20 protein-coding genes and 1 pseudogene are annotated in these 16,783 nt (G+C 36.9%); 19 read left to right on the forward strand and 2 right to left on the reverse strand.

The genetic code is table 11. The features are described from left to right. Positions 1–25: 25 nt before the first annotated feature. The 4 genes from dapE to Sdiek1_RS02985 all read left to right on the forward strand — a co-directional run bounded on the left by dapE (position 26) and on the right by Sdiek1_RS02985 (position 3,685). Positions 26–1,138, forward strand: a complete 1,113-nt coding sequence (gene dapE, locus Sdiek1_RS02970) for a succinyl-diaminopimelate desuccinylase (protein ID WP_087437825.1) — start codon at positions 26–28, stop codon at positions 1,136–1,138. Next, a complete protein-coding gene (locus Sdiek1_RS02975) occupies positions 1,135–1,506 on the forward strand; it encodes a RidA family protein (RefSeq protein WP_087437826.1) in 372 nt (123 codons plus the stop codon). The genes dapE and Sdiek1_RS02975 overlap by 4 nt, the downstream gene beginning before the upstream one ends. A 105-nt stretch (positions 1,507–1,611) precedes the next feature. Then, on the forward strand, positions 1,612–2,952 hold the full coding sequence (locus Sdiek1_RS02980) for an FAD-dependent oxidoreductase (protein WP_087437827.1): 1,341 nt from the start codon (positions 1,612–1,614) through the stop codon (positions 2,950–2,952). Between the two features lie 43 nt (positions 2,953–2,995). Further along, positions 2,996–3,685 (forward strand): class I SAM-dependent DNA methyltransferase, encoded by a 690-nt coding sequence (locus Sdiek1_RS02985; RefSeq protein WP_087437828.1) that lies wholly within the window; start codon positions 2,996–2,998, stop codon positions 3,683–3,685. Here Sdiek1_RS02985 and Sdiek1_RS02990 read toward each other — a convergent pair. Beyond that, positions 3,682–4,158 (reverse strand): hypothetical protein, encoded by a 477-nt coding sequence (locus Sdiek1_RS02990; protein WP_087437829.1) that lies wholly within the window; start codon positions 4,156–4,158, stop codon positions 3,682–3,684. The genes Sdiek1_RS02985 and Sdiek1_RS02990 overlap by 4 nt on opposite strands. Positions 4,159–4,238: 80 nt before the next feature. On the opposite strand from Sdiek1_RS02990, the gene Sdiek1_RS02995 reads away from it, so the two are divergent. Next, positions 4,239–4,694, forward strand: a complete 456-nt coding sequence (locus Sdiek1_RS02995; protein ID WP_087437830.1) for a GNAT family N-acetyltransferase — start codon at positions 4,239–4,241, stop codon at positions 4,692–4,694. An 88-nt stretch (positions 4,695–4,782) separates the two neighbouring features. After that, positions 4,783–5,943 carry a S41 family peptidase gene (locus tag Sdiek1_RS03000; protein ID WP_087437831.1) on the forward strand — a complete coding sequence of 387 codons (1,161 nt, stop codon included), beginning with the start codon at positions 4,783–4,785 and terminating at the stop codon, positions 5,941–5,943. Here Sdiek1_RS03000 and Sdiek1_RS03005 read toward each other — a convergent pair whose 3' ends face one another. Next, complete coding sequence (locus Sdiek1_RS03005) at positions 5,944–6,888, reverse strand: chemotaxis protein CheX (RefSeq protein WP_238099123.1); 945 nt, start codon at positions 6,886–6,888, stop codon at positions 5,944–5,946. Positions 6,889–7,125: 237 nt separating this feature from the next. On the opposite strand from Sdiek1_RS03005, the gene Sdiek1_RS03010 reads away from it, so the two are divergent. The 13 genes and pseudogenes from Sdiek1_RS03010 to Sdiek1_RS03070 all read left to right on the forward strand — a co-directional run bounded on the left by Sdiek1_RS03010 (position 7,126) and on the right by Sdiek1_RS03070 (position 16,763). Then, entirely contained in the window at positions 7,126–7,578 is a 453-nt protein-coding gene (locus Sdiek1_RS03010) for a hypothetical protein (protein WP_087437832.1), read from the forward strand. Positions 7,579–7,659: 81 nt separating this feature from the next. Further along, positions 7,660–9,105 (forward strand): pyruvate kinase, encoded by a 1,446-nt coding sequence (gene pyk, locus Sdiek1_RS03015; RefSeq protein ID WP_087437833.1) that lies wholly within the window; start codon positions 7,660–7,662, stop codon positions 9,103–9,105. 200 nt (positions 9,106–9,305) lie between these two features. Further along, positions 9,306–9,615, forward strand: a pseudogene (gene rplU / locus Sdiek1_RS03020) (50S ribosomal protein L21). A gap of 39 nt (positions 9,616–9,654) precedes the next feature. Then, entirely contained in the window at positions 9,655–9,915 is a 261-nt protein-coding gene (gene rpmA / locus Sdiek1_RS03025; protein ID WP_025343852.1) for a 50S ribosomal protein L27, read from the forward strand. Between the two features lie 118 nt (positions 9,916–10,033). Then, positions 10,034–11,140, forward strand: a complete 1,107-nt coding sequence (gene obgE / locus Sdiek1_RS03030; protein ID WP_087437834.1) for a GTPase ObgE — start codon at positions 10,034–10,036, stop codon at positions 11,138–11,140. After that, positions 11,121–11,888: a glutamate 5-kinase gene (gene proB / locus Sdiek1_RS03035; RefSeq protein WP_087437835.1), complete on the forward strand. Its 768-nt coding sequence runs from the start codon at positions 11,121–11,123 to the stop codon at positions 11,886–11,888. The genes obgE and proB overlap by 20 nt, the downstream gene beginning before the upstream one ends. Before the next feature lie 75 nt (positions 11,889–11,963). Further along, complete coding sequence (gene fmt, locus Sdiek1_RS03040; protein ID WP_087437836.1) at positions 11,964–12,881, forward strand: methionyl-tRNA formyltransferase; 918 nt, start codon at positions 11,964–11,966, stop codon at positions 12,879–12,881. Next, positions 12,862–13,497: a biotin--[acetyl-CoA-carboxylase] ligase gene (locus tag Sdiek1_RS03045; RefSeq protein ID WP_087437837.1), complete on the forward strand. Its 636-nt coding sequence runs from the start codon at positions 12,862–12,864 to the stop codon at positions 13,495–13,497. The genes fmt and Sdiek1_RS03045 overlap by 20 nt, the downstream gene beginning before the upstream one ends. Beyond that, complete coding sequence (locus Sdiek1_RS03050; protein ID WP_025343857.1) at positions 13,494–14,279, forward strand: ParA family protein; 786 nt, start codon at positions 13,494–13,496, stop codon at positions 14,277–14,279. The genes Sdiek1_RS03045 and Sdiek1_RS03050 overlap by 4 nt, the downstream gene beginning before the upstream one ends. Before the next feature lie 8 nt (positions 14,280–14,287). Then, positions 14,288–15,139: a ParB/RepB/Spo0J family partition protein gene (locus tag Sdiek1_RS03055; RefSeq protein ID WP_087437838.1), complete on the forward strand. Its 852-nt coding sequence runs from the start codon at positions 14,288–14,290 to the stop codon at positions 15,137–15,139. A gap of 284 nt (positions 15,140–15,423) precedes the next feature. Further along, a complete protein-coding gene (locus Sdiek1_RS03060; protein ID WP_192866767.1) occupies positions 15,424–15,705 on the forward strand; it encodes an ATP synthase subunit B family protein in 282 nt (93 codons plus the stop codon). Positions 15,706–15,717: 12 nt separating this feature from the next. Further along, the gene (locus tag Sdiek1_RS03065) at positions 15,718–16,233 is read left to right on the forward strand and encodes a F0F1 ATP synthase subunit B (RefSeq protein ID WP_087437839.1); all 516 of its coding nucleotides are present in this window, start codon (positions 15,718–15,720) and stop codon (positions 16,231–16,233) included. Continuing rightward, a complete protein-coding gene (locus tag Sdiek1_RS03070; RefSeq protein ID WP_087437840.1) occupies positions 16,233–16,763 on the forward strand; it encodes a F0F1 ATP synthase subunit delta in 531 nt (176 codons plus the stop codon). Before Sdiek1_RS03065 ends, Sdiek1_RS03070 begins: the two co-directional genes overlap by 1 nt. The last annotated feature ends 20 nt before the right edge of the window (positions 16,764–16,783 follow it).

Genomic DNA, 16,783 nt, shown 5'->3' on the forward strand with positions numbered 1-16,783 from the left:
GATACTTCTTTAAAATAGAGGAATGATGTTAACAACAGAAGAACTTTTCTTAAAACTTTTACGCTTTGTCTCCGTAACACCTCATGATGATGGTGCTTTTGCGTTTATAAAAGAGTATTTGAATGATTTTGACGTTATCGAAGTGAACGTTGAAGAAACGAAAAATCTCTTTTTATATAAACGCTTTAGCGAAGGCCCCCATCTCTGTTTTGCGGGACATATTGACGTTGTACCCGCTGGGTTTGGATGGCAGAGTGAGCCGTTTGAACCTATCATTAAAGAGGGTGTTGTCTATGCTAGGGGTACGCAAGATATGAAAAGTGGCGTGTGCGCATTTTTACAAGCACTGAAGCAGACAGATTCTTTCAAAGGGACACTTTCAGTACTTCTTACCAGTGATGAAGAAGGAGATGCTAAACATGGCACTATTGAACTCCTCAAAGCGTTAAAAATTCGTTCTTTCTTACCAGACTATGCCATTGTAGCGGAGCCCACATCCGAAACAGTTTTTGGAGATGCCATCAAAATTGGGCGTAGAGGTTCCATCAATGGGGTAATTGAAATTACAGGCAAGCAAGGTCATGCTGCCTATCCTGAAAAAGCGGTCAATCCTGTACATCAAGTAGCTTCCATACTGCACAAACTTGCAGGGCATTTACTTGATGATGGTGATGAGGATTTTACCCCTTCCCAAATGGTCATTACCGACATTCGCGGTGGTATGGAAGTCACCAATGTTACTCCTGGAAATCTCAAAATTATGTTTAATGTTCGCAACTCGACTCAAACCGATATAGAAAAAATTCGTGTTTATGTGGAAGACGTTCTTCAGGGGTTGAATTTTAGCTTGAACCTCAGTCAAAGTGCGCAACCATTTATTACATGTAAAGACTCTTTAATTATCAAAACACTCAGTAATGCCCTTTTACATGTAAAAGGAAAAGTACCTAAACTTTCCACGGCTGGTGGAACCAGTGATGCTCGTTTTTTTGGTAATTTTGGTGTCGCAACGGTAGAATGTGGTGTGGTCAATGATACGATTCATGCTCCTAATGAATGTTGCCCTTTGAGTGAAGTAGATGCTTTAGTATCTGTATTTAAAACTGTAATTGAAAACTTTAAAAAGGAAGTTCTATGAAGATTGTTTCAACAACCAATGCACCTGCTGCGATTGGTCCGTATTCACAAGCCATTGTTGTGAATGATATGGTGTTTACTTCGGGGCAAATTGCACTGAAACCCGATGGTAGCTTTCTAGAAGGTGATGTGGAAGCGCAAACCACTCAAGTATTGGAAAACCTCAAAGCGGTACTTAAAGAGGCAGGAAGTAGTTTGAAAAAAGTGGTTAAAACGACTATTTTCTTAGCAAATATGGATGACTTCGCAAAAGTCAATGAGGTGTATGGCTCTTTCTTTAAGGAGAATAAACCTGCACGCAGTACGGTTGGCGTGAAATCACTGCCTAAAAATGCCCTAGTTGAAATCGAAGCAATCGCTGTAAAGTAAAAATTTTATTTTAAAGGTCTAAAATCAATTTTATTTAAAGTTGTTGTAGGACTTTTTATAATAGAATATCGCACCCTAAAATCTTAGAGTAGGAAGTTGTTTAGCATGACAAAAAATCACTATGACGTCTTGGTCGTCGGTGGCGGAATCTCAGGTGCAGCTCTTTTTTATGAGCTTGCAAAATATACAGACGTTAAGCGTATTGCGCTTGTCGAAAAATATGAGCGTTTAGCAAAATTAAATTCTGCAGGAACGTCAAATTCTCAAACCATTCACTGTGGTGACATAGAGACAAACTATACTCTAGAAAAAGCGAAAAAAGTCAAAGAGACTGCAAGCATGATCGCAAAATATTGCGTTGCACATGGGCATGAAGGCAAATTCTTGTTTTCGCATCAAAAAATGGCGATCGGTGTAGGTGATACCGAAGTCACTTATATGAAAAATCGATACGAAGAGTTCAAAGAACTTTATCCGTATTTAGAAGTCTTTGACAAAGAAAAACTTGCCAAAATTGAGCCAAAACTCATTTATGATCTTGATGGCAAAGAACGCCCCGATAACATCGTTGGCGTTGGCGTTGAAGGTGGACAGTACAGTACCGTTGATTTTGGTGCAATGACAGAGAGTTTGGTACATGAAGCGCAAAAGATAGAAGGCAAAGTCGCTGATGTCTTTTTGAACTCTCAAGTAACCAATATTACCAAACTAGGTGATATGCATGTTGTGATGACCAAAGATCAAACGTTTACGGCGGATTTTGTGGTAGTAAACGCTGGTGCACACTCACTGTATCTTGCACACGATATGGGATTTGGTCTTGACTTTGCATGTTTACCCGTTGCAGGTAGCTTTTATATGACAAAGAAAAAAATGCTTAATGGTAAAGTTTACATGGTTCAACACCCAAAACTTCCGTTTGCAGCATTGCATGGCGATCCTGATATTTTAGCCGATGGTTGTACTCGTTTTGGACCAACTGCCTTAGTTCTTCCAAAATTAGAGCGCTATACAGGCGGTACATATCTTGATTTCTGGCAGACACTCCAGTTTGATGGCAAAGTGGCGAAAGTTTTTTATGATTTGATGAAAGATAGCGACATTCGAAATTATATCTTCAGAAACTTCTTCTTTGAAGTTCCTAAATTTGGTAAAGAGCTTTTCATCAAAGATGCACGCAAAATTGTTCCATCATTGCAACTAGACGAGATTGAATACGCACATCACTTTGGTGGCGTAAGACCTCAAGTCATTAACAAAACAGAGAAAAAATTGATGTTAGGCGAAGCGAGCATTAATCCAGGTACGGGTATCATCTTTAATATGACACCAAGCCCAGGTGCTACAAGCTGTCTTGGTAATGCAAGACGTGACGTAAGAATCGTTTGTGAATACCTAGGTCGCACATTCAACGAAGCACTCTTTAAACAAGAACTCGTCGACTAAATCTTATGGGGCTTTGAAATAAAGCCCCAAACAAAGCTTATTCATGATAAATCCTCTTGATCTTTATGCCAAAATCGAATCTTTAATCGGCTTTGATGCACAATATGAGAAACTCTACCAGATCTATTTACAACTTTTACACACGTTACATGTAAAGACAATTTTAGATGTAGGCTGTGGTAATGGCACGTTTTTAAAACACTTACAAAACGAGCAGTTTAATGCTTGCGGCATTGATCGAAGTGCGGCAATGGTTGAACGTTCCCTTGCTTTAGGTGTGAATGCAAGCACGAAAGAGTTAGAGGAATTTGATGAAGCTTCGTTTGAATGTGTTGTAGCGATCGCCGATGTACTCAACTATATTTCACCCACAGAGATAGAGGCTTTTTTGGAAGCCGTTGCAAGAGTTTTACCCAAAGAGGGTTATTTTATCTGCGACGTGAATACACTCTATGGTTTTGAGGGTGTGGCAGATGGTGTTATGTGCCAAGATAAAGCAAACCAATTTTTATGTGTTGATGCCACATTTTCTAATAAAGAATTGTTAACGAAGATTGTTTTATTTGAAAAAGAGGGTGATCTTTACCGTAAAGTTGAGGGTTCAATAACACAATACTTTCATCCACTTTCATTTTTCAAAAAGCTTAAAATATTTAAACTCTGCTCTACCAAACCCGTCACACTTTTTGGCGACGAGCCTGATAAAACAATTTTAATTTTACAAAAACGTTAACCCATTTTTTGTAAAAATGTGTTGAGCATTGAGTTTTGTTGATCTATTTTAGTATCAGCATTGAGTTTATCCATTAATTGTTTACGGAAATCACTCAACATTTGATCTAAACTTGCGAGTGCTTCGGTTCGCGCATTCCCAGTTAATGGAGGTTGCGTATCGGCACTTAGTCCTAGTTTACCTTCTAATTCTGCTTTTTTCTCTTCAATCATTTTTTCAATTTTTTCATTGTTATAATCTTGGAAAAAAGTCAGAGCACCTTTGCTCCCCAACGCATTCTTGAACTCTTCTACCATAGCATCCGATTCGCTTGGTTCTGTGATAGCAGACTGATTCATGCTTGTTTTTGTGGCGATATGTTTTTGGAATTCTTCCGCAAATGAAGACGTTGTAGAAGAACTATCGTCTTTAATCACAGTATGTGTACTGCTAAACAATTGACTGAGGTTATTTTTTGCATCACTGATAGTCATAAAAACTCCTTATAACATAGTAATTATAACAAGCAAAAAAGGTTCCTATGTTACAATAGTGAAAAATGTAAAGGTGCACGATGTTTACAGTTGAAGTGGCAAAGCTTTCCGATATAGAACGTTTAATTGATTTGCTAACACTACTTTTTTCACAAGAAGCGGAGTTTGTTCCTGCACGAGATATCCAAAGAATAGGACTTCAAGCAATCTTAGAAGATCAAAATATTGGTACGATTTTTGTTCTTAAGAATAAGGAAAAAATCATCGGTATGGTCAGTCTTTTATGGACAATCAGTACGGCATTGGGCGGACGTGTTGCTTTTTTGGAAGATATGGTAGTTGATATTGACTGGCGAGGAAGAGGCGGTGGACACATGCTGGTTGAATATGCCATAGCATATTCAAAAAATCTTACATGTAAACGTATTACGCTGTTAACGGACATTGACAATTTAGCCGCACATCGTTTTTATCAGCAGTTTGGATTTCAAACCTCTGTGATGCAACCTATGCGGTTGATACTGTCTGATCAATGAAAAGAGTATGTCGTGAGCGCATGAGCATTTTGCAAAAATATCTGAAAGTAGTACCATACAACATTATGATAGAGCTTAGGAGATATTTTTGAGACGTTTTTTTTTTGTGCTAGCTTTCACTCTTTTAAGTATGCTTGATGCTGCAAATACACCGGTATATGATCCTGCTACTTTGTATCAAGAGGTTGTTCAGAAAATTAAAGATGAGTCAATTAATCCAGTTGATGAAAAAAGACTGATGAATAGATGCTTGGATGGAATGGTCAATAGTGTTGATCAAAATGGGCGCTATTTGAATGAAGAAGAATATGAAACATTATACCTCAGTTCTAAAGCAGTAGCTGGAGTTGGACTCTTTTTGGCAGAAAAGCATAATCATATCTTTGTAAAATCGGTTGTCGATCACTCTCCTGCACAAAAAGCAAATCTTCAAAAAGACGATGAAATTGTTCAGATTGATGGAATATTGGTTCGTGACTTAAATTTTGAAGAAGTTGTCGCAGCACTAAGGGGTTCACCTAATACGAAAGTAAAATTGGGTATTTTAAAACCTAATAGTTTTAAATCTATTGAAGTGCAAGTTATGCGCAAAGTTGTCGCGATTGATTATATTACTTCCTTGATGTTTGAAGGCGATATTGCCTATGTTAAGGTAAGCTCTTTTGCACAAAATGCCCTTTTAGAAATGTTAGATGACATACAGTATCTTTATAATCTCCAACACAATAAACTAAACGGGATGATTTTGGATCTTCGCGATAATCCAGGTGGGTATTTTATTAGCGGCATAGCCCTTACGTCACTCTTCTTAGAGAAAGATAAGCCTATCATCAATGTGAAAAGTCGGCACAAAGAAGAAAAAAAGCAGTATATCAATACGCCACAAGATTATGATGGAATTGAGTATGCTGAAAAAATTGAAGCACTCTCATTTTTAAAAACTATTCCATTAGTCATTTTAGTCAATAATGATTCTTCTGGCAGCTCTGAAATCGTAGCTTCGGTATTGCAAGAGTACAACCGCGCAACAATCATCGGTACTCCAACGTTTGGCAAAGATACATTTGCCACTCTTTTCCCTCTCTCTACTACTTCATCAGCCGTAAAATTTGCAACTGCAAGGTGGAGTACTCCAAAAGGGAAAAGTGTTTGGCCAAACGGAGTCACACCTAATATTGAGGTGATGCAAGAGAGTGAAGAAGACGATAAACCTTTAAGTGAGGCTTTACGTGTCTTAAAAAAGGAGTAATTACTTCGTAATAAACATGTAAAATGGTTTTTCATCCAACTGCATATCAATCCAAACGCCATTAGAACCCAAGGTATCGCTAAGGGCTACTTGTAAGGAGAGATAGGTTTTAGGAAGTTCAAAGAGCACTTTGAGTTTTTTGTTAGAAAAAATTGCTTTTGCTGAACCTGTAATAATATTACAAAACTCCGCAACTCCATCAACAATGGCAGCAGTATCATCTGCTTCAAGGCTCTCACCTAGCATAGCTTCAAGCGCAATAAGGGCAAGTTCTCTTGGAAATATAAGAAAGAAAGAGCCGGAAATCTCACCTTTAAATTTCATAGCCGCGATAATCACTTGCGGTGGGATTTTTTCATTAAACGGTCTGATCTCGTGTTTGATTTTTTGAGCTTCAAGACCCGTAATTGTGACGAGGGAATTAACTGCTGTATCAATAAAAACAGGGAGATTCATAATGAGTTGTCTTGAAAGGCCTAAACTTTGCGTAGCCGAAACTTTGCTTTTTGATTGGTTGATTGCCGTATGCGTAATGGTCATATCGTATTTTTTAGCAGAGGCTTTGAGTTTAAAATCTTCTGCATCATGTGCGTGAACAATAGAATATCCAAGTTTGACAAGTTCACTGGAAATCTTATCAGCATTCTCTCTATCATCATCATAAATCAGTACAGCAAGCTCTTTTTTGAGTGCACTTGGGTTAAAAAAAAGAAGGGCGGTGTTAATGTTTTGAAAGAGTTTAACCGATGTATTTGCGCTAAGTTTTTTGAGATACGTAAAAGTATCTTTTTTATAATCACCAATGGCTATTGGAAGATCAATTGCTTGGCTAAGTTTTTCAAGTTGCATTACAAGATTTGCAAGGTTGGGATCTTCTTTAGCAAAAGGAGAATAAGGAGCTTCTCTTAGTGAAACAAGAATACCTTTAATGTTTTTTTCTTTCAAAGAAATTTTTTTGTCCCAAGATCGTATTGCACAAAACTGTGTTACGACTCTCAAGAATAGTTTCATTGTAATTAAAAATTAAAATAGAGTGTTGGATGGTGTTTGTCATGGACTTAGCTCAACCGTTTTATTAATTAGGATTATGAGTATATATAATATCACAGAAAGCTTTTAATTTGGTTGAAATGATCTAAGGTATAATACAAGATTACGAAAATTAAGAGGTATAAAAAGTCGATGAAATCTCGTTTTGTGGACATTGATAACGCAGTTAAGCACTATGTTGCCAATGAAATTGACATTGAAAAAAATAAAGAACTCGAAGAGCTGATATTTTTTTCAAGTTATACAATTAAATTTGATGTTTTCAAGAAAGCAACGAATAAATTAAAAAAAGTATTGCATCAAAACCTTCCCCATGAAATGAACATATGGGAGGCCGATGCCCTTTATGTGATTCAAAAATATCAGCTTGAAATTGATTATGGTAGTGCACGTTATACGTATTTACTACGAGCTCTTCTTAAGGGACAAATAAAAATCAATGAAGCCGTTATGAAGCATTTTGTACAATTATGTAAAAGAGCGCACTCGTTAGAATACATTCAAGGTAGGGCAGAGCAGATCTATCGGCTTTTATTTGAGGAGATGGAAAAAATAGATATGCGTAAAAGTTCATCATCACTTTAGGTGTTACATGTAAGGCTTATGATATAATTTGGTAACAATAAAGTGATACAATTGAACTCATTTTGAAAGAAGGAACTAAAGATGGATAAAAAGACAAAAATCCTAGCAACCGTTGGACCAGCAAGTGATAGTGTAGAGATTTTAGAAGGATTAATTAACGCTGGCGTAAACGTATTTCGTCTCAATTTTAGTCATGGTACTCATGAGTATCATGCAAGTACACTAGCAAAAAATCAGAGAAGCAGAAAAAAATGCACAAAAAAAGTAGGTGTTTTACAAGATATTTGTGGTCCTAAAATTCGTGTTGGCAAGCTTGAAGAAGATTTTTACCTTGAAGTGGGTGACAAGCTTTATTTTACCAAAGAGCAGATTGTTGGTAAAAAATTTGATGAAGGAAAGTATGAGCTCTGCATCAATCAGCCTCAAATCTTAGATATGCTTAGAGAAGATGAATATATCTATTTGTATGATGGTAATATTCGTGCGCGCGTGATTGAAGCAGGTGATAAAATTGTCACTGAAATTGAAAATAGCGGTAAACTTTCTTCTAATAAGGGTGTTAATTTTCCCAATACTGTCATTAACATTGAGGTCATTACGCCCAAAGATAAAGAGGACCTTTTATGGGGTGCTCAGCATGGTGTTGACTTTGTTGCAGTATCGTTTGTACAAAGTGCTAAAGATATTTTGAATGTAAGAAAAATTCTCAAAGAGCATAAATCACGTTCACACATTTTTGCAAAGATTGAAAAATTTGATGCTGTTGAAAAAATTGATGAGATTTTAGAGGTCAGTGATGGCATCATGGTTGCGCGTGGGGATCTTGGTATCGAAGTACCTTACTATAAAGTACCCAGTATTCAAAAAAGGTTGATTGCCAAAGCGAATGCTGCTTCAAAGCCTGTTATTACTGCAACACAAATGCTTCTTTCTATGGCAGAAAAAGAGATGGCAACACGTGCTGAAATCAGCGATGTTGCGAATGCTGTTTTGGATGGAACCGATGCAGTAATGCTTTCCGAAGAGAGTGCGATTGGTGTCAATCCTATCCATGTTGTTGAGGTTATGGCTAATACCATTAGGGAAACTGAGACGATTTATCCTTATGGTAAATTTGAGGTTTATCCTTTCTTAGATGAAACCGATATTATTTCCTCTTCAACAGCTCGTTTGGCAGATCGTTTGGGTGTTGAAGCGATGATTTCACTCACCAGTTCAGGTAAATCAGCGAAAAAATTGGCACGATATCGCATTAAAGCAGATATTTACGCAGTAACACACGATGAACGTATTGCTCGCTCTTTAACTATTGCATGGGGAATTAAACCGATTATGAATATTGAGGCGAGTAATCTCAATATGATGCTTGGGAAAACGCTTCAAAAGGGTATTGAGAGAGGCTTAATCGATAAAGAAAAAACCTATATCGTAGCAGCGGGTTATCCAGCAGGTGTTGAAGGCAGTACCAACTTTATTCGCATCTTAAAAAAGGCTCAAATCGAATATTATACTGACATGGTCTTGTAAGTTTTTAATATAGCCAAAAAGCTTTGCTTTTTGGCTACGCTAGGTATCTCTATCATAAGGCAGTTCACTCAAAAAGCCAAGATATCGCATTTTCTGTGGAACAGTGACAAACTAAGTGGGTTTTATTTTAATATTACCTTAAAGAAGGTTTAGGTAAAATCCATACCTCAAAATAAATCTCTCCCAAGAAGGACATACGCATGTATGCAATTATAAAAAAATGGCGGGAAGCAGTATAAAGTTCAAGAAGGCGACTATTTAAATGTCGATAGACTTGACGCTCAGCCAAAAGAGAAAATCGTAGTGACGGAAGTTTTAGCTGTGAACAATGGCGAACTCAAAGTGGGTGCCCCATTCGTCAATGGTGCTACAGTAGAACTTGAAGTTGTTACTGAAGGCAAAGACAAAAAAGTTATTACTTTCAAAAAACGAAGACGTAAAGATTCAAAAGTCAAACGTGGTTTTAGAAGACAATATACTAGAGTAAAAGTTGTAAGCATTAAAGCTTAACCCAAAAACGTTACAAAAGAAAAAGATTAGGAGTAACCAATGGCTCACAAGAAAGGTCAAGGAAGTACCCAGAATAATAGAGACTCAGCTGGACGTAGACTGGGTGTTAAAAAATTTGGTGGTGAGTTCGTACGTGCAGGTAATATTATTATTCGCCAACGTGGAACAAAAGTACATGTAGGAAATAACGTAGGTATTGGCGTTGATCACACGATCTACGCATTAATCGATGGTTTTGTACAATTCCAACGTAAAGATAAAATCAGAAATAAAGTTTCTGTTATCCCCGCAAGCTTGTAATTTAAAGGTGGAGTGCGCTCCACCCTCTTTTTTTTCCTCAAAATAAAAATACCTCTAATGATTATACGTTTACATGTAATGATTAAAGGTATTATTCTACATACAAAAGGTTTTTATGATGTTTATAGACAATGTTGCACTCACACTAAGCTCTGGTAAAGGCGGCCCTGGTTGTGTCTCTTTCCGTAGAGAAAAACATGTTATCCAAGGTGGTCCTGATGGAGGCGATGGTGGACGAGGTGGCAATGTCTATTTTGAAGTAGATAAAAATACGCATACACTTTCACATTTTCGAAACAACCAACACCTCAAAGCTAAAAATGGCGAACCAGGAATGGGAAAAAAAATGTACGGTAAAATGGGTGAACATTTAATTGTTACAGTCCCTCCTGGAACACAAGTATTGGATGCAGAAACAGGCGAAGTGCTTTTAGATCTTTTAGACGATACGGATAAAAAGCTTTTTTTAGAAGGCGGAATGGGAGGATTGGGCAATACACACTTCAAAAGTTCTACTAACCAACGTCCTGAATTTGCACAACCTGGACGTCCTGGGCTCACTAAAGAGATCAAATTGGAACTTAAATTGATCGCAGATGTTGGGTTGGTTGGTTTTCCTAATGTGGGAAAATCAACACTGATTTCAGTTGTTTCAAATGCTCAACCTGAAATTGCAAATTATGAGTTTACAACTATCACACCAAAACTAGGTGTTGTAGTCACAGATGATTATCGCTCATATGTTATGGCTGACATTCCTGGAATTATTGAAGGCGCAAGTGAAGGCAAAGGACTTGGCATTGAGTTCTTACGCCACATTGAGCGTACAAAGTTTTTACTTTTCATGGTTGACCTTGCCAATTACCGTGATCTTAAAGAGCAGTATTACACACTTAAACAAGAGCTACGAAAGTTTTCTGAAAAACTTTCACTCCGTGATTATGCCATTGCACTTACCCGTTGTGATACATTAAGCTCTGAAGAGATTAATCAAAAAGTAGATGCTTTCTTAGGACTTCTTGACCTTGAACCTAATGAACTATCTCAGAAGTATAAAACACGTGAAGATTTACATACGTATTGCCAAGATGTGCATGAAAGAGAGAGAGCTTTACCATTCTTTGTAATGCCAATCTCTTCGGTCTCTAAAATTAATATAGATCCTATCAAATATGCCCTATCTGATGTTATTACAAAGGTTCGTGATGAGAAGAGTAGTCGTTAAGGTTGGCACACATGTGCTTAGCGATCAAAACCGTTTATGTGAAGAACGTATTTTAAATTTAGTTGAATTTTTAGTAGCGCTCATGAAAAGCCATGAGGTTATTTTAGTTTCATCGGGCGCAGTAGCTGCTGGGTACTCTATTTTAAAACTTGATAAAAAAATGCTTCATAACCGCCAAGCCATAGCTGCTGTAGGGCAACCCCAGCTCATGGCAATCTACAATAAAAAATTAGAAAAATTTGGAAAAAGTGGTGCTCAACTTCTTTTAACAGCGGATGATTTTGACTCACGAAAACGCTGTTTTCATGCTAAATGTACCATTGATACCCTTCTTGATAATGGCATTCTCCCTATCATTAATGAGAATGATGCAACAGCAACGGAAGAACTTGTTTTTGGAGATAATGATCAACTTTCTTCTAGAGTAGCCTACTATTTTGGGGCAGACATGTTGATCTTGCTCTCCGATATTGATGGCTACTATGACAAGGATCCTCATAAACATGCAGATGCGAGTATGCGCAAAATTGTAAATACAATTGATCCAACAGAACTTGAAATGGAAAAATCAACCAATTTTGCGTTTGCAACGGGCGGTATTGTCACCAAACTTAAAGCAGCAGACTTTTTGTTAGAGCGTAACAAATCAATGTTTATTGCCAGTGGTTTTGATTTAACGGATGTCAAAAGTTATATGCTAGAGGGCATTCATAAAGGTGGAACACTCTTTACATGTAAAACCCTATAAAAGATAATCTGTTCGCTTTTACAGGGTTAATAATGAAGTGTTTAGGGGATGAATGAACATATACGAAGGATTAAAATGCGCATAGTCTTTATGGGAACCCCTGCTTATGCAACAACGATTTTAGAAGCACTTTTAAAAAACTCTGACATTGAAGTTATACTATTAGTGACACAAGAAGATAAGCCTGTTGGGCGAAGACAGACACTCACTCCTCCTCATATCAAAACATGGCTTTTAGAACACGATTTACATGTAGAAATTTATCAGCCAAAATCTTTACGCACAGAAGAGGCACATGTAAAAATAGCGCGTTTAAAGCCTGATTATATTGTGGTGGCGGCGTATGGGCAGATATTACCTAAAGAAGTCCTTTCCATTGCTCCTTGCATTAACTTGCATGCATCACTACTCCCAAAATATAGAGGTGCAAGTCCAATTCAATCAACACTGTTAGCCAATGAAACTTATGCAGGCGTGACCTCCATGCTTATGGCAGAAGGTTTAGATACAGGTGCTATGTTAGGATTTACATATCTGAAAATTAAACCAGAGCATAATGCTCCTATGCTCTTTGACCTCCTGGCGGATGTAGCGGCCAAGCTAACCATTATGACACTGCAAAATTTTCCTTTGCTAGCTCCACTTGCCCAAGTAAATGCCAATGCAACACATTGTAAAAAGATCAAAAAAGAAGATGGTCTTGTTTCATTCGACCAAAGGGCACAGTCTATTGCGACTCAGTACAAAGCACTCACTCCTTGGCCTGGGGTTTTTTTAGAGTCAGGATTGAAACTTCTTGATCTTGAGTTTTACAGTGACGAAGAAGAGACTCTTGTCGGTGTCATTAAAGAGATAAAAGCTGAAGGTATTGTTGTTACATGTAAAGAAGGTACATTACTTCTTAAAACGCTTCAGCCTATCTCCAAAAATGCAATGAATGCAGTCGATTATATCCGAGGAAAAAGGCTAAATTGTGGTCATACATTGGTTTGATACCCTAGATTCTACCCATCAGTATCTTCTTAGCTCACTACGCGAAGGTACACTTCTTGCACCATGTGCTATTGGAGCTACCAAACAGACAAATGGTATTGGGAGCAGAGGTAATAGTTGGATTGGTGAAGTTGGTAACTTTTTTTTCTCGTTTTGTGTAGAAGAGAAACAGTTACCTCCCGATTTACCATTAGCTTCTAGTTCTATCTATTTTTCTGCTTTAATGAAGCAGGTTTTAGAGGAGAAAGGCTCGCAGGTATGGTTAAAATGGCCCAATGATTTTTATTGTGATACGAAAAAAGTTGGAGGGATGATTACCACGAAAACGGGTGCAAATATTGTGTGTTCGCTAGGACTCAATAGTAGCATTTCACCTAAAGATTTTGGAACTTTAGATATCATCGTTACACCAAATGCTTTAGCCAATGATTTAATTCAAAAGGTTGAGGAAAACATATCGTGGAAGAAAGTTTTTAGTAAATATAAGATAGAATTTGATCTAAATCGAAATTTTTCTTTCCATTTAGATGGCAAATTGGTCTCGTTACGTGATGCGATATTGTGTGATGATGGCTCTATAGAGCTAGAAAATAAAAAGGTGTACAGTTTACGATGAGTGAGATTATAGCGATAGCAAATCAAAAGGGTGGTGTTGGTAAAACAACGACCGCTATCAATTTGGCTGCCTCCTTAGCAGTTGCTGAAAAGCGCGTGTTATTGATCGATATTGACCCTCAAGCCAATGCTACAACAGGTCTTGGTTTTCACAGAAGTGACTATGAGTATAATATCTATCACGTTCTTATCGGCAGAAAGCGTCTCTCGCAAGTCATCCTTGAGACATCACTTTCCACCCTCCATGTAGCGCCATCGAATATTGGACTTGTTGGTGTTGAAAAAGAGTTTTATGACAATAATACGAAAGGGCGCGAGCTCATTTTGAAAACAAAAATTGAAGAGATTAAAGATCAATACGATTACATTATTATTGATTCACCACCAGCACTTGGAAGTATTACCATTAATGCTTTAAGTGCAGCAAACTCTGTCATTATCCCCATTCAGTGCGAATTTTTTGCATTGGAAGGTTTGGCACAGTTACTGAATACCGTGAAATTGATTAAAAAAACAATTAATCCGACACTTGAAATTAAAGGCTTTTTACCGACCATGTACAGCACACAAAACAATCTTTCTAAACAAGTTTTTGCGGATCTTAAAGAACATTTTAAAAGTAAGTTATTTGTTGACAAAGAGAGTGCTTCCTATGTAGTGATTCCACGTAATATTAAGCTTGCTGAATCTCCAAGTTTTGGAAAACCCATTATTTTATATGATGTAGAATCTCCAGGTTCTAAAGCGTACCAAAATCTTGCTAATTCGATTTTAGTGAGTTAATGTGATGAGTGCAAAAAAAAGTCTTAGGACGAGGGTTAAGTGCTATTATAGATGATGTTGAAGAGGCTTATAAGCAAGATATTGAGCAGGCTAAAGATTTAGTGCGCGAAATTGATGTCGAGCGTATTTCTCCCAACCCTTATCAACCACGTACACATTTTAATGAAGTTGCCTTAAAAGAGCTTAGCGAATCGATTAAGCGCCATGGATTATTACAGCCTATTATTGTTGTAGCAAAAGATGACAATTATATGTTACTTGCAGGTGAACGTCGTTTACGTGCAAGTAAACTCGCAGGCTTTACAAAAATTAAAGCTATTGTTGCAGACATTGAATCAAAAAATTTACGTGAATTAGCGCTAATTGAAAATATCCAAAGAGAAGATCTTAATCCTGTAGAGCTTGCCGTTGCCTATAAGGAACTTATTGAAGAGTATAAAATAACCCAAGATGGACTTTCAGAAATTATCCACAAAAGTCGTACTCAAATTACAAATACAATTCGTTTATTAAGCCTAAGCGAGCAAACTAAAAAATATCTCGCTGAAGGTGTTCTCTCTCAAGGGCATGCGAAAGTGCTTGTTGGTCTGGAGCCTAAAGATGAAGAGACTATTGTGAACACCATTTTAGGTCAAAAGCTTAGTGTTCGCGAAACTGAGGCATTGGTTAAAAAACTAAAAAGCACGGATGAAACGATTAGTAAAAAAGAAAAAATTATTTCTGCTATCCCTGAAGAACTTCAAACACTCAAAAGCAGACTCAAAGAGCTTGGTTTTGAGGCTACACCAAAAGCTAATACTATTACAATCCATTTTAAAAATGGTGAAGCAATCTATACTTTTTTGGAGCAATTGAAGTAATAAAATTAGTTGTTTTGGTTAATTTAATAAACGATTTTCCTTTGCTGTGTTACAATTCGCGCAAAATTTTGATACAGCAATCTTGTTTGTGCTAAAAAATCTTAAAAATTGAGTCTGATCTCGAGCTAAAGGAGCAAGAAATATGTTGGATATTATCCCAGCACTGTTACTGGTGACTGGAACTGTATTTTTAGTTTTGCTAATACTTCTTAACAAAACGCTTTATAGACCCCTTCTGGAGTTTATCGACAATAGAAATAACTCTATTAATCGTGACTTAGAAAATGCAGGAAAAAAATGCCAGTGACGTTGTAGCCTACTATAAAGAAGTAGAAACGATTTTGTCTGAGGGCAAAATGGAAGCAGCTAAAATTAGAGAAGCTGCGCTGAGTGAAGCAAAAGAAAAAGCTGCAAAAAGAATTGAACAAAAGAAGAGTGATCTTGAAGTTCAAAGCGTAGTATTCTTCAAAGCTTTAGAGTCAGAAAAAGATGAGTTTAAGAATGGTCTGTTGGCGCAGATGCCTCTTTTCAAAGAGAGCGTTTCTGCTAAACTGAGCCATATTTAAAGGAGTATGTGGATGAAAATGAACTATATTTTATTTTTATTAGCTCCAATAGCACTATTTGCTAATGCGGGTGAAAGTGATGGTGCAAGCGATATCATCCCTAGAACCATTAACTTTTTAATATTTGCCGCAATTATGTACTACTATGTTGCAGATGCTGCTAAGCAATGGTATTGTGGACGTAAAAACGATATTGCAACAAAATTGGATTCTATTCAGGTAAAACTTAAAGAATCTAATAGTAAAAAAGAGAATGCCCTTCTAAAAGTTGAGGAAGCAAAAGCGAATGCAAGAGCACTTGTAGAAACAGCAAAAAAAGAGGCCATTCTTTTAAGTGATAAAGTTGCACAGGAAGCAGATACTGAAATTGCAAATTTGTCAAAAGCATTTGAAGATCGTATTGGTGTTGAACGTCGTAAAATGCAAAGAACGATTGTATGTGAAGTTTTAGATGAGATGTTTAAAGAAGGATCTATCTCTTTAGATAATGATGAGATGGTTAAAATCGTCAATAAGAAGGTTGCATGATGAGTGGAGCGATAGCAAAAAAATATGTTAATGCTCTTATGAGTGGATGTACGGATGGCGAACTTACAGAAGTTTATGGGTTATTGGTTCAATTGGTTGAGGCATTTAAACTAGAGAAATTTAATAATATTATTCTCTCTCCAGATGTCACATCAAAAGCGAAAGAAGAGTTGGTTCTCTCTTTGGTTGATACTAAAAATATAAAATTCCAAAATTTTATTAAATTGATTAATAGTAACGATCGATTAAAATTGATCCCACATATGGCTAAAGAGCTTAAATATCAGCTCTCTCTAAAAAACAATACTTTTGAAGGTAGTGTATCAACTAGCTTTAAAATAAGCCAAGCGCAAGTTGCTATGCTAGAAGAAAATTTCAGTAAAAAATTTAACGCTAAGATCAATTTAAATGCTAATGCAAATGCGTATCCAGGGATTAAAGTAGAGTTAGATGATTTAGGTGTTGAAGTAAGCTTTTCTCTTGAGCGACTCAAAGCTCAAATGACAGAGCATATTTTAAAAGCAATTTAATAATACATAGATAAAAGAAA

The sequence above is a fragment of the Sulfurospirillum diekertiae genome, from assembly GCF_002162315.1.
Taxonomy (GTDB): domain Bacteria; phylum Campylobacterota; class Campylobacteria; order Campylobacterales; family Sulfurospirillaceae; genus Sulfurospirillum.